The organism is Streptomyces sp. NPDC006259, from assembly GCF_042870975.1.
Lineage (GTDB): Bacteria > Actinomycetota > Actinomycetes > Streptomycetales > Streptomycetaceae > Streptomyces.
Genome location: NZ_JBIAHY010000005.1, coordinates 73302 through 85448 on the forward strand (window position 1 = coordinate 73302; position 12147 = coordinate 85448).

Genomic DNA, 12147 nt, shown 5'->3' on the forward strand with positions numbered 1-12147 from the left:
GGTCGGGGGAGTGGTACGGCTGGCGTCGACGGCAGGTGCGTCCTCCTTGTGCTGCGGCCGTACGAGGCTCGTTGCCGTGGCGGTGCGATCCTGTCCGGATCTGCGGGTCCTGGCGGCTCCGTCGCTGTGTGGGTCCGGTGGGCCGGCGGGAGCCGGTCGGGGGAGTGGTACGGCTGGCGTCGACGGCAGGTGCGTCCTCCTTGTGCTGCGGCCGTACGAGGCTCGTTGCCGTGGCGGTGCGATCCTGTCCGGGATCTGCGGGTCCTGGCGGCTCCGTCGCTGTGTGGGTCCGGTGGGCCAGTGGGAAACGGTCGGGGGAGTGGCATGCCTGGTGCCGACAGCGCGGCACTCTCCCTGCGCCCGGCCGGACAGGGCTGGCGTGCCGGAGGTAGGCCCTGTCCGGGACCTGGCGGTCCGCGTGAGGGGAACTTCACGGGCCGGGACGCCGAGCCGAGGTCGTCGGCGCACTGGGCACCGGGGCCTTCCGGGACCGAGGATGTCAGCGCGCGCCGTCCCCGGTCCCGCCTCAGGGGAGACCGCCGCGGGCCGGGGACGTCAGCCGGGGAAGCGGCCCGTCGATCGCAGATGCCAGCGGCGCTCGGCGTAGGCCAGGTCGTCGCGCCACAGGCGTCCGGCGGCCGTCCGCATGACCAGCCGCAGCAACGGCGCCGCCGTACGGGCCACGACGAATCCCGGACGGTCCGAGGCGGCCACGATCGCCTCCACGACCGCCGTCCGCGGCCGGCCCCGGTCGTCGGGGCCGAGAGGGGTCGCGTGCGTCTCGACGACCGACCCGCGGCCCTCGCCCTCCACGATGCGCATGACGACGGTGCGCGGTTCTGGCGCGGTGAACACCGCCCGAACCGGCACGACCAGCCGCCCGGCGAGCCGGAAGGAGACATCCACGGTGAATCCGTCCGCGTCCGCCGACGCACCCGCACCCTCGTTCGCCGACGCACCCGCAGTCATACCCGCGCCCGCGTCCGCCGACGCACCCACCCCCGCACCCGCCGACGCGCCCGCGCCCTCGTCGACCACGGTCAGGTCGACGAACGAGTACGGGTGGAACCAGGCCCCGTGCCACGGGTCCAGCCGGTTGGCGACGACGTCCTCCGGCTCGCAGGTGCCGACGCCCACGTAGACCGCCGACACCGCGCCCGACAAGGCCGGCCTGACCGGCACCACCGGCTCCGCCAGCGGCGGTTCGCCGCCCACGTCGTCCAGCCGCACCCACACCAGCACGCCGTCGTCGTGCACGGGCAGCGGTTCCCAGCCGGCGAACGGGCCGCCCCGCAGGGAGAGCCCGTGCCAGTGGCAGACCAGGGTGCCGCAGCGCACCGGACTGTCCCGCAGGGGCGCGCCCAGGTGGGGGCAGACGCCGGGCCCGGCGACCGGCCGGCCCTCGGCGTCGCGCCAGACGACCACCTCCGCTCCGGCGACCGTGCGCGCGAGGGGGCGGTCGTCGCGGAGGTCCCGGGTGGCGCCCACGACGAACCAGTTGCCGGACGGGCGGGCCTGCGCGCGCTTCAGCGCCCGCGCGATCACGGCGGGCCGAGCCTCGCGCCACGTCGGGCGCTGCCGCTCCCAGGACACCGGGTTCCTGCGCAGTGACAGCGGATACCGTCCGCGTCGGCCGGAACGGGCGGGATTCATGCGACCTCCTCGTGCTCGCGTTCGCGTGGGGCGGGCGTACCGGGCGGGCCGGGCGGCACGGCGGGCGACCGCGGGGGACCGGGCCGACCCTTCCGCCGGGCGGCGGCACGGCAGGCGGCCAGGCGGGCCAGACCGTCGAGGGCCACCGCGGCACGCCGGCGGCGGGGCACCACGGCACGGCGGTGGACGACCGCGTACCCGTCGTCGGCGATGGCGTCCAGGATCCCCCCGTACAGGACGAACGCCGTGCGGATGCACGGACGGGCCAGCGGATCGAGCATCGCGAGTCCCGGCGCCGCCTCGCGGTACACGCCACGGGTCAGATCCTCGGCCGCCCTGAGCGCCTTCGTGATCCGGCGGTCCCGCAACCCGGTGCGCCGGCTCCAGCGGAGCAGGTCCCGGTCGACGCCGTGCGCCCGCAGCAGGTCGGCGGGCAGGTAGACGCGCCCCCGGTCCAGGTCCTCACCCACGTCGCGCAGGAAGTTGGTCAGCTGGAAGGCCACGCCGAGAGCGGCCGCGTGCGGGGCCGCCTCCTCGCGCGGGGCGACGGTTCCCAGCACCGGCAGCATCTGCAGCCCGATCACGGCGGCCGATCCGTGCATGTACGCGCGCAGGTCGTCGTAGGCCGGATAGTCGGTGACCGTGAGGTCGCTGCGCATGGCGGCCATGAAGTCGCGGAAGTGCTGGTGGGGGATGCCGTACCGGCGTGCCGTGTCGGCCAGGGCGACCACCACCGGATCGCTGCCGCCGCCGCGCAGGCCCCGCTCCAGCTGCTCCTGGAGAGCGGCGAGAGCGGTCGCGCGGCGGTGCGGCGGTACGCCGGCCTCCGTGGAGTCGACGATGTCGTCCGCCCAGCGGGCGAAGCCGTACAGGGCGTGGACGGCCGGACGCCGCTCCACCGGGAGCAGCCGGGTGGCCAGGAAGTACGTCCTGCCGTGCCGGGCGTTGAGCCGTCGGCACCGTGTGTAGGCGGCGCGCAGACCCAGCTCGGTGATGCCGGCCGCATCCAGTTCGCGGGCGGTCACGACGGAGTTCCTTCCGGGGTGACGCGCGCGGCGCGCCCGCGCCGGGAGGGCGCGGTCGCAGCCACGCGCCCTGTGATGCGGGCCGCGGCGAGCTTGCCCGAGAGCAGGACGGTCGGCACGCCGACGCCCGGCGTGGTGCCGCAGCCCGCGAGCACGACGTTCTCGGCGGAGCGGACGAGGTTGCGCGGGCGGAACGGGCCGGTCTGCGCGAAGGTGTGGGCGGCCGAGAAGGGGGTGCCGGCCGCGTGCCCCTGGGCGTGCCAGTCGGCCGGCGTCACGAGGGTCTCCTCCTCGACGGCCGCCGCGATGCCGTCGAACCCGCGCCGCTCCAGCTCCCGCAGCAGGCTGTCGCGGTAGCGCGGGGCCAGCTCCCCCCAGGACGCGGCGTCCGGTCCGACGTCCGTGTTCGGGCACGGGGCGAGGACGTAGTGCAGGTGGCGGCCCGGCGGGGCGAGCGCCGGGTCGGTGGCGGTGGGCCGGGTGATCAGCAGCGACGGGTCGCTCATCAGCCTGCCCGCTCGGGTGAGTTCGTCGAAGGTGCGGTGCCACGCGGCTCCGAAGGAGAGCGTGTGGTGGGCGAGCACCGGCCAGGTCCGGTCGGTCCCGGCGTGCAGCACGACGGCCGACGGCGCGTGCCTGAGCCGCAGGGCGCGGCGCGGCGCGCGGCCGAGGAGGCGGTGGGCGACCGGCAGGTCCGGGGTGAGGACCACGGCGTCGCAGGCGATGCGCTCCCCGGCGGTGACGACGGCGCTGACGCGGTCGCCGCGACGCTCCAGCCGGGTGACCTCCTGTCCGAACCGCAGGTCGGCGCCCGCCCGCGCGGCGGCGTCCGCCATGGCGCGCGGCAGCGCGTGCATGCCGCCGCGCGGGAAGTACACGCCGGCGACGGTGTCCATGTAGGCGATGACCGCGTACGCGGCGAGAGCGCGGGCCGGCGGGACGCCCGCGTACAGCGCCTGGAAGGAGAAGACCCGGCGCAGGCGTTCGTCGCGCAGATGGCGGCCGATCCGCGCGTCCAGCCGCCCGAAACCGCCGAGGGCGGCGAGGCGGGCCAGGTCGGGCGTCAGCAGCTGGAGGGGCGAGTCGAAGTTGGTGTCGATGAACCGGCGCATCTGCGCCCGGTAGAGCTGCTCCAGCCAGTGGCGCAGCCGGCGGTATCCCGCTGCCTCCTCGGCACCGGCGAAGCGCTCGACCTCCGCTTCCATCGCGTCCGCGTCGGTGTGTACGTCGATCCTGCTGCCGTCGGCGAAGAGGGCGCGGTACGCGGGGTGCAGCGGGACGAGGTCGACGTGGTCGCGCAGGTTCTCGCCGACCGCCGCGAAGGCCTCGTCGGCCAGGTGGGGCATGGTCAGGACGGTCGGACCGGTGTCGATGCGGTAGCCGCCGCGTACCAGCAGCCCCGCCCGCCCGCCCGGCACCGCGTCGCGTTCGACGATCGTGACCCGGCGGCCGGCGCCCAGCAGATGCAGCGCGGCGGACAGGCCGGACAGGCCGGCTCCGACCACGACCACATGGTCGGTGCGCCCGGGTACGGTTCTCATCGCGGCGCCCCTTCGGTCAGCAGCAGCGGGACGGGCCCGGCGCCGTCCGGGGGAGGCGGGACCTCGCTCGCCGGAGCGGGCAGACCGTCCCGCGGCCCCGCCGCACCGCCCGTGGCGTCCGGCTCCCACGCGACGCCGGCGGTGGCGTGGAACAGCCGCACCAGGGGTAGTCGGCCCGCGGTGTCCAGGACGACCGAGTCCAGATGGCGCATGCCCTGGGCCACCAGCCGTTCGATCTTCGCCTCGACGACGGCGCGTGCCCCGGTGGTGACGAGGACGTCGCGCACCTCGGCCAGACCGCTGTCGGACAGGTCCGCCCGGCCGAGGGAGCGCCGCAGCACCGTGAGGGCACGCCGGTCGCCGGTCGCCTCGGCCCTGGCCCGGGCCACGGCCGCGAGATAGGTGGGCCGGCCGGTCCGGATGTCGCCGCCGGTCGGCTTGCCGGTCGGTCGGTGGCCGCCGAACACGTCGACGAGGTCGTCGCGCAGTTGGAAGGCGATGCCGACGCAGCGGCCCGCCGAGCACAGCGCCTCGGTCCGGGCGGCGTCGGCGCCCGCCAAAGCGGCGCCGAGGGCCAGCGGACGCTCGACCGAGTACAGGGCGCTCTTGAGACACGCGGCGCGGACCGCGTGGGCCGGAGAACGCGAGGACGTCGCCTGTCCGTGCACGTCGAGGTACTGGCCGGCCACCATCTCGGTCCGCATGGCACTCCACAGTCCACGCACCGCGCGGGCGGTCGCCGGGGACATCTCGGTGGCCGCGACGATGTCGTCCGCCCATGCCAGGGCCAGGTCCCCCGCGAGGATCGCGGCGGCCTCGCCGAACCGGGGGCCGTGCGCCGAGGGCACGGTGCCGGCGTACTGGGCGGTCACGTCCGTGTGCAGGGCGGGCCGCCCGCGGCGCAGGGCCGAACCGTCCATCACGTCGTCGTGGACCAGTGCGCAGGTCTGGATCAGTTCGAGTGCGGCACCGACGCGCAGGGCGGTCTCCGCCACGCCGGGCCCTCCCCCGCAGGCGCGCAGCGCCCACCACACGAACCGGGGCCGCGTCCGTTTGCCGCCGTCCAGGGTGAAGTGCCTGACGCGTTCGGCCAGGTCCCGGGCGAACACGGGGTCCAGCGCGGCGGCGTCCTGCGCGCGCTGGGCCAGGAGGTGGTCCAGGAGCCGCTGCACGGCTCCGGGTACGTCGTCGTCGAGGGCGGACAGGTCGCTGACGTCCAGCGGGATGGGGGCGGGCATGGCGCCTTCCGGTCGGCTGTCGGGGGAGGGGCCGGTAACGGCCGGGGACGGGGACGGCGGGTGGGGCCCCGCCGGACCCGGTCGGGGCGGGCGGGGGGAGCCGGGCGGCGTGTCCGCCGCGGGCCGTCTCTCGCCGCGCTGGGGCGCATACCGGTTCCTCCCGTCGTGATCGAGATGGGGCCCTGACTTCAAGGCATTCCGCGCCGGGGGCGGTCCTGGATGCGCCGGACGAGTGACGGGTCCGCCATGCCTCGCGGCCGGGTGTCCGGGGGGACGGCGGGCCGGCGGCCCGTCCGGGGGAATCGACGCGCGTTCGACGCGAGTTGTTCGAGGACGCGCCGCGCCGCAAGGTGAGGGATCCCGTTTCGCCCGGGCGACTCGGGCAACCGGCTTCCGCGGGCACGGACGGCCACGACCCGCCGTGCCCCGGGACGAGAGGCGAACGACCGCGCGCGCGAGGAGCAGCCACCATGACGGCACCGCAGGTCACCGAGCGGACCCTCCCGAGCACCGCGGCGAGTCCTTCCGGGGAACCACTCGCCGACGACGAACTGGCCACGGGTTTCGTCAGGGGTGACGAAGTTTGTCTGGCCGCCGCCTACCACCGCTGGGGAGCGCTGGTCCACACGCTGGCGTCCCGCGGCCTGGGTGACGCCCGGGAGGCGGAGGACGTGACGCAGACGGTGTTTCTGGCCGCCTGGCGGGGCCGGTCCGGGTATCGGCCCGAACGGGGCCCCCTGTCCGCCTGGTTGGTCGGAATCACCCGGCGCAAGATCGCCGACGCCCTGTCGGCGCGGACCCGGCGGGCCGACCTCGTCGCGGCGGTCGGAGCGCGTCTGTCCGTCGCCGCCGACGACCGGCACGCGCGGCCGGACGCCGTGCTGGACCGCGTCGTGCTCACCCACGAACTCGCGAGGCTGCCCGCCCCGCAGCGCCACGTCCTCACCCTCGCCTTCTACGCCGACCTCACCCAGAACCAGATCGCCGAACTGACGGGCTGGCCCCTGGGCACCGTCAAGAGCCACGCGCGCCGGGGACTGCACCGGCTGAGCAGGCGCGTGCGGGACGAAGGCCCGCGGGCACCCGTCGTCGAGTGACGCGTCGCGCAAGCGACGCGACCGGGCCCGCGTGGCGGGGGACATGCGGATGATCGGGTGCTATCACCCGAGGAGGCGGGTGGTTCGGATCACCCTGACGGGACTGTGCCTGCGTGCCGGGTGAGCACGCGGATCGGGTGCTATCACCCGAGGACGCGGTGGTTCGGATCACCCTGACGGGACTGTGCCTGCGTGCCGGGTGAGCACGCGGATCGGGTGCAATCGCCCCGGGGCCGCCGAAGGTCCGGGCCACCCACGCGATCGTGCCCCCGTGCCGGGCGGGCACGTGGACCGTGCGCCACCGCGCCGGGCCCCCGATGATCCGGGCTCCGATGATCCGCAGTGCGCCGCACGGCTGCGGATCCCGGCCCAGCCTGCATCTCCGGGGCCGCCCGGAGGGGAGTGTTTCCCACGGCCGCACGGCCGACTCCCCGGCCCAGCCTGCACCTCGCGGGCCGCCCGGTGGGGATTGCTTCCCACGGCCGCACGGCCGCACGGCCGACTCCCCGGCCCAGCCTGCACCTCGCGGGCCGCCCGGAGGGGATTGCTTCCCACGGCCGCACGGCCGACTTCCCGGCCCAGCCTGCATCCCCCGAGCCTCCCGGAGGGGAATGCTTCCCACGGCCGCACGGCCGACCTCCCGGCCCAGCCTGCACCTCGCGGGCCGCCCGGAGGGGATTGCTTCCCACGGCCGCACGGCCGCACGGCCGACTCCCCGGCCCAGCCTGCATCCCCCGAGCCTCCCGGAGGGGAATGCTTCCCACGGCCGCACGGCCGACCTCCCGGCCCAGCCTGCACCTCGCGGGCGGCCGGGAGCGGAGTGTTTCTCACGGCCGCCCGCGCGACCTCCCGGCCCAGCCCGCACCTCGCGGCCGGCCGGAGGGGATCGCTTCCCACGGCCGCACGGCCGCACGGCCGCACGGCCGACTCCCCGGCCCAGCCTGCATCCCCCGAGCCCCCCGGAGGGGAATGCTTCCCACAGGGCCGAGCCGGACGGACAGGGAGGGGTGTGACTCGTGCGGGACGTGGACGTCGTCATCGTGGGCGCCGGAGCTGCCGGGCTGTCCCTCGCCCACCGGCTGGCCCGCACCGCCTCGGCCCGCCGGCCGTCGGTGCTGCTGCTCGACGCGCCACCGGGCCCGTTGCGCCCGCCGAGCCGCACCTGGTGCTTCTGGGAGCCGGGGCCGGGCCCCTACGACGCCGCCCTGACCGCCGTATGGCAGCGCCTGCGGGTGCACACCCCCGAAGGGCGGTCCGTCGAGGACGGCATGGCGCCGCTGCGCTACAAGATGATCCGCTCCGAGGACTTCGAGGCGTTCGTCGCGCGCGAACTGAGCCACAGCGGCCATGTGCGCCGCCTGGAGGCGACCGTCGAGTCGGTGGACGGCATCCCCGACGGAGCGGAGATCCGGGCCCGCACGGCGGGAGGGCGCCCCCTGACGGTGCGTGCCCGCTGGGTGTTCGACTCCCGGCCGCTGGGGAGTCTGCCGGCGGCCCGCACCACCCTGTTGCAGCATTTCCACGGCTGGTTCGTCCGCGCGGCACGGCCGGTGTTCGATCCCGATGTCATCGACCTCATGGACTTCCGGATTCCGCAGCCGCCGCACGGACTGGCGTTCGGCTACGTCCTGCCGACCGGTCCTCAGGAGGCCCTCGTCGAGTACACCGAGTTCTCCGGCGCGGCCCTCTCCCGGACGGACTACGAGGCCGCGCTGCACCACTACACCCGGAACGTGCTCGGGCTCGGCCCGTTCGAGGTGACCTCGACGGAGACGGGTGTGATCCCCATGACGGACGCGCCGTTCGCGCGCCGCACCGCGCCCTCGGTCTTCCGGATCGGCGCCGCGGGCGGAGCCACCCGTCCGTCCACCGGCTACACCTTCGCCGCCGTCCAGCGCCAGACACGGGCCGTCGCGGCAGCGCTGGCCGCCGGCCGCCACCCTCTGCCGCCGCCCGCCCATTCGGCCCGCTCCCGTGTCATGGACGCGGTGCTGCTGCGGGCCCTGGACAGCGGACGCGTCGACGGTGCCGCGGTCTTCTCGAGGCTGTTCTCCCACGTGCCGGCGGAGCGGCTGCTGCGCTTCCTGGACGGCCGCACCCGCCTCCACGAGGACCTCTCCATCGGCGTGCGCACCCCCGTGCTGCCGATGCTCCGTTCCGCCGTCGACCTCGCCCGCCTGCCGCGCAGGCCCTTCCCCCGCTGACCGCCGGCCCGCCCGCCGTTCCGTGCCACCGCCCGCCCCAGCCACCGAGGAGACCTCATGACCCTGCTGCGCGACGCGGACCTGGCCGCCGCGTTCGACCACGCCGCCCGCAGCTACGACACGCTGGTGGCCGCCAACCCCGGCTACCACGCCCATCTGCGGCGCTCCGCGCGGCGGCTGGGCCTGCCGCACGGTGGAGCCGGTCTGCGCGTCCTGGACCTGGGCTGCGGCACCGGCGCCTCCACGGCCGCCCTGGCCGCCGTACTCCCGGAGGCCCGGATCACCGCGGTGGACGCCTCCGCCGGCATGCTGGAACGGGCGGCCCGCAAACGGTGGCCCCGCAGCGTGAACTTCGTGCACGCCCCGGCGGAACGTCTGACGGAGGCAGGTGTCCGAGGGCCCTTCGACGCCGTCTTCGCCGCCTACCTCCTGCGCAACGCCACCGACCCGGACGCGGTGCTCGCGGCGGTGCTCCAGGCGCTCGCGCCGCGGGGCCGGCTCGCCGTGCACGAGTACACCCTCAGCGGCCGCACCGCCCACCGCGCGGTCTGGACGGCGGTCTGCCGGGGCATCGTGCTGCCCGTCGCCACCGTCCTCGGCGACGGCGAGCTGTACCGCCACCTCTGGCGCAGCGTCGTCCGGTTCGACACGGCGGACGCCTTCACGGCGAGGCTCCGCTCGGCCGGCTTCGCGCACGTACGGGCCCTGCCCCTGCCCGGATGGCAGACCGGCATCACCCATACCGTCGTCGCCCGCCGACCGGGGCCGGACGCGGGGGCCGGGCGATGACGGCGCCCCGGCGGCCCGAGGCGGCCCGCCGCGGCAGGGACCGCCGGGCCCGGACGATCCGTCCGCGACCCGGCGCACCCGCGCTCACCGGTGACCACCGGCCGACGACCGCCGTCGTGGGCGGCGGCATCGCCGGTCTGGCGGCGGCCACGGCCCTGGCCGAACGAGGCGTACGCGTCACCCTCCACGAGCGCGAACCCGTCCTGGGTGGACGCCTGGCCGGATGGCCGACCGTGCTGGCCGACGGCAGCACCGTCACCATGAGCCGCGGCTTCCACGCCTTCTTCCGTCAGTACTACAACCTGCGCGGGCTGTTGCGGCGCACCGATCCCGGGCTCCACCGTCTGAAGGGGCTCCCCGACTACCCGCTGCGCCACAGCGGCGGGCTGCACGACAGCTTCCGTCACGTGCCTCGCACCCCGCCGTGGAGCGCGCTGGGGTTCGTCGCCCTGAGCCCCACTTTCCGTCCGCGCGACCTGGTCCGCATGAACCCGGCCGCCGCCCTGCCCCTGCTGGACGTGCGGGTCCCGGACGTGTACGCGCACCTCGACCGCGTCAGCGCCCACGACTTCCTGCGGTCGGTCCGCTTCCCCGCCGCCGCGCACCACCTCGCGTTCGAGGTGTTCTCCAGGAGCTTCTTCGCCGATCCCCGTGCCCTGTCCGCGGCGGAGATGGTGCTGATGTTCCACATCTACTTCCTCGGCTCCGCCGAAGGACTGCTGTTCGACGTCCCCGACGAGCCCTTCCCCGCCGCGCTCTGGGATCCCCTGGCCGGTTACCTGGAGAGCCACCGGGCCGAGCTGCGGACCGGCACACCCGTCGACACGGTCGAACCCGCACGGGACGGCGGATTCCTGGTGACGGCGGCGGGTGCGGAGCGGCGGTACGACACCGTGGTCCTGGCACTGGACACAGCCGGTCTGCGTTCCCTCGTCGCCCGTTCCCCGCGGCTGGCCGACGCCGGATGGCGCGAGCGCGTGGCCGGGCTCCGTAACGCCCCGCCGTTCCTGGTCTCACGCCTGTGGCTGGACCGTCCCGTCGCCGCGGACCGGCCCGGCTTCCTCGGCACCAGCGGCTTCGGCCCGCTCGACAACGTCAGCGTGCTGGAGCGCTGGGAGGGCGAGGCGGCGCGCTGGGCCGCCCGCAGCGGGGGCTCCGTGGTGGAGCTGCACGCCTACGCCCTGCCCGAGCGGGCGGCCCGCGAGGCGGAACAGAGCCGCCTGGTCGAGCAGTTGCACCGGGTCTATCCGGAGACGCGGGCGGCGACGGTGGTCGACGCACGCCACGAGTGGCGGGCCGACTGCCCGCTGTTTCCCGTCGGGGGGTACGACGACCGGCCGGCCGTGCGCACCACCGACCCCGGGCTGGTGATCGCCGGTGACCTGGTCCGCACGGATCTGCCGGTGGCCCTCATGGAACGCGCGGCCACGAGCGGCTTCCTCGCCGCCAACGCCCTGCTGGAGCGCTGGGGAGTCGCGGGTCAGACCCTGTGGACGGTGCCCGACCGCGGCCGCGGGGCGCTGCTGCGGGGGCTGGCCCGTGCGGGCGGTGACCGGCGGCGGCAGGCCGAGCGGGCCGTGCCGGCCACGGGACGGTTCGAGAGGGAGGACGTCCTGGAGTTGTAGGGAAGGACCGTGGGCCGCCGCGCACCGGCCGGCCCCCGAGGGCGACGTCCGGCCCGCAGGCGCCGCCGCGAACCCCACCGCCGCCCGGCCGCCTGCCGGGCGGCGCCTGGGGACCACTCGGGCCGGGACCACTCGGGCCGGGACCACTCGGGCCGGGACCGCCGGAAACGACGCGGCGCGGGCATCGCGGCTGCGGGTGACCTCCCGGGCGGCGGCGGGTCACCTCCCAGGACGGGCGGCGGACCGCGCCCCGCCTCCTACGGCACCGCCCCGCCTCCCCGCCTCCTACGGCACCGCCCCGGGGCCGTACGAGCGATCCCGCCGTCCGCGGCTCAGTCCAGTGCGGCGCCCCGCGCCGCGGCCTCCCGCTCGGTTCCGGCCTCGGCCGTCGCCAGCGTGCCGTTCGCGGTCTCGAGGTGGGCCCGGACGAACCACTGGAACTGCTCCAGATCACGCAACTGTTCGATCAACAGGTCCTCGGTGGCGGGATCGAGGTCGCCGACCTCCTTGATGGCGCCTCGCACTCCCTCGATCAGGCCCGTGTAGACCACGTCCAGGGCCCCGAGGTGCGCGATCGCGCTGTCCCGTCCGATGGAGTAGTCCTGCCACTTCCGCTCCTCGACCAGCGCACCCGGCGTCCCCTGCGCGACGCCGCCCAGGGCCGCGATGCGCTCGGCCACGTCGTCGGCCATGTCCCGGACCCGGTCGACCTGGGGGTCGATCATCTCGTGCACGGCGATGAAGTGGGGGCCCACCACGTTCCAGTGCACGTGCTTGAGGGTGAGGTGCAGGTCGTTGAGGGCGTGCAGCCGCAGGCGCAGTACGCCGATGAGACGGCCCGCGGCCTCACGATCGAGGCCCGGAACGGTGTACTTGGGGGTCAGGTCCTTCGCCATCTGCGCAGCTCCTTCAGCTCAGGGGTGTCCGGTGCCCTGATGCCCCGCACCCGGTGCGACAGGCCTGTGATCCGCGTCG

9 protein-coding genes are annotated in these 12147 nt (G+C 75.7%); 4 read left to right on the forward strand and 5 right to left on the reverse strand.

Translation table 11 applies throughout. The features are described from left to right. Positions 1 to 555: 555 nt before the first annotated feature. Genes ACFYO5_RS21030 through ACFYO5_RS21045 form a run of 4 tightly spaced genes read right to left on the reverse strand, consistent with a single transcriptional unit; the run spans position 556 to position 5457 of the window. Positions 556 to 1653, reverse strand: coding sequence for a DUF5914 domain-containing protein (locus tag ACFYO5_RS21030; protein ID WP_388710588.1), 1098 nt, complete (start codon positions 1651 to 1653; stop codon positions 556 to 558). Then, positions 1650 to 2678 (reverse strand): phytoene/squalene synthase family protein, encoded by a 1029-nt coding sequence (locus tag ACFYO5_RS21035; RefSeq protein WP_388710591.1) that lies wholly within the window; start codon positions 2676 to 2678, stop codon positions 1650 to 1652. Before ACFYO5_RS21035 ends, ACFYO5_RS21030 begins: the two co-directional genes overlap by 4 nt. Continuing rightward, a complete protein-coding gene (crtI, locus tag ACFYO5_RS21040; RefSeq protein WP_388710594.1) occupies positions 2675 to 4219 on the reverse strand; it encodes a phytoene desaturase family protein in 1545 nt (514 codons plus the stop codon). Before crtI ends, ACFYO5_RS21035 begins: the two co-directional genes overlap by 4 nt. Next, positions 4216 to 5457 (reverse strand): polyprenyl synthetase family protein, encoded by a 1242-nt coding sequence (locus ACFYO5_RS21045; RefSeq protein ID WP_388710597.1) that lies wholly within the window; start codon positions 5455 to 5457, stop codon positions 4216 to 4218. The genes crtI and ACFYO5_RS21045 overlap by 4 nt, the downstream gene beginning before the upstream one ends. A gap of 470 nt (positions 5458 to 5927) precedes the next feature. Between ACFYO5_RS21045 and ACFYO5_RS21050 the strand changes: the two genes are divergently transcribed. From ACFYO5_RS21050 to ACFYO5_RS21065, 4 genes are all read left to right on the forward strand, one after another. Further along, complete coding sequence (locus tag ACFYO5_RS21050; protein WP_388710600.1) at positions 5928 to 6554, forward strand: sigma-70 family RNA polymerase sigma factor; 627 nt, start codon at positions 5928 to 5930, stop codon at positions 6552 to 6554. A 1016-nt stretch (positions 6555 to 7570) separates the two neighbouring features. After that, positions 7571 to 8758 (forward strand): lycopene cyclase family protein, encoded by a 1188-nt coding sequence (locus ACFYO5_RS21055; protein ID WP_388710603.1) that lies wholly within the window; start codon positions 7571 to 7573, stop codon positions 8756 to 8758. Positions 8759 to 8815: 57 nt separating this feature from the next. Continuing rightward, positions 8816 to 9547 (forward strand): class I SAM-dependent methyltransferase, encoded by a 732-nt coding sequence (locus tag ACFYO5_RS21060; RefSeq protein ID WP_388710606.1) that lies wholly within the window; start codon positions 8816 to 8818, stop codon positions 9545 to 9547. After that, positions 9544 to 11172, forward strand: a complete 1629-nt coding sequence (locus tag ACFYO5_RS21065; RefSeq protein ID WP_388710609.1) for an FAD-dependent oxidoreductase — start codon at positions 9544 to 9546, stop codon at positions 11170 to 11172. Before ACFYO5_RS21060 ends, ACFYO5_RS21065 begins: the two co-directional genes overlap by 4 nt. Positions 11173 to 11504: 332 nt before the next feature. Here ACFYO5_RS21065 and ACFYO5_RS21070 read toward each other — a convergent pair whose 3' ends face one another. Continuing rightward, the gene (locus ACFYO5_RS21070; RefSeq protein ID WP_388710612.1) at positions 11505 to 12068 is read right to left on the reverse strand and encodes a Dps family protein; all 564 of its coding nucleotides are present in this window, start codon (positions 12066 to 12068) and stop codon (positions 11505 to 11507) included. Positions 12069 to 12147: the final 79 nt, after the last annotated feature.

What these genes read in the sequence shown, in the direction of transcription:
- ACFYO5_RS21050 (WP_388710600.1), top strand. Translation starts at nt 5,928, where the DNA reads ATGACGGCACCGCAGGTCACCGAGCGGACCCTCCCGAGCACCGCGGCG.
- ACFYO5_RS21065 (WP_388710609.1), top strand. Translation starts at nt 9,544, where the DNA reads ATGACGGCGCCCCGGCGGCCCGAGGCGGCCCGCCGCGGCAGGGACCGC.
- ACFYO5_RS21060 (WP_388710606.1), top strand. Translation starts at nt 8,816, where the DNA reads ATGACCCTGCTGCGCGACGCGGACCTGGCCGCCGCGTTCGACCACGCC.
- ACFYO5_RS21070 (WP_388710612.1), bottom strand. Translation starts at nt 12,068, where the DNA reads ATGGCGAAGGACCTGACCCCCAAGTACACCGTTCCGGGCCTCGATCGT.
- crtI (WP_388710594.1), bottom strand. Translation starts at nt 4,219, where the DNA reads ATGAGAACCGTACCCGGGCGCACCGACCATGTGGTCGTGGTCGGAGCC.
- ACFYO5_RS21030 (WP_388710588.1), bottom strand. Translation starts at nt 1,653, where the DNA reads ATGAATCCCGCCCGTTCCGGCCGACGCGGACGGTATCCGCTGTCACTG.
- ACFYO5_RS21045 (WP_388710597.1), bottom strand. Translation starts at nt 5,457, where the DNA reads ATGCCCGCCCCCATCCCGCTGGACGTCAGCGACCTGTCCGCCCTCGAC.